The organism is Methylobacterium sp. CCH5-D2, from assembly GCF_001556475.1.
Classification (GTDB): Bacteria; Pseudomonadota; Alphaproteobacteria; order Rhizobiales; family Beijerinckiaceae; genus Methylobacterium; species Methylobacterium hispanicum.
Window position 1 is genome coordinate 1 of the sequence record NZ_LSIX01000654.1, and the last position, 252, is coordinate 252.

Annotated in this window: 1 protein-coding gene; it reads right to left on the minus strand. The window is 65.1% G+C overall.

Annotation, left to right across the window (positions count from 1 at the left end):
* On the minus strand, window positions 1–252 hold a 252-nt coding region (locus AX737_RS17355), incomplete at both ends, for an FtsK/SpoIIIE domain-containing protein (RefSeq protein WP_156453800.1).

Here is a 252-nt window from a genome sequence, read left to right on the forward strand (position 1 = left end):
TGCCGGCCACCATCATCAGGTCGGCCATCTCGTCCACCACGATCACGATGTAGGGCAGAGGGCTGAGGTCCATCGCCTCGTCCTCGTAGATCGCCTCGCCGGTCTGCCGGTCGAAGCCGGTCTGGACGGTCCGCGTCAGGACCTCACCGCGGCTCTGGGCCTCCTGAACGCGGGCGTTGTAGCCGTCGATGTTGCGCACCGCGATCTTGGACATCTTCTTGTAGCGCTCCTCCATCTCGCGCACGGCCCATT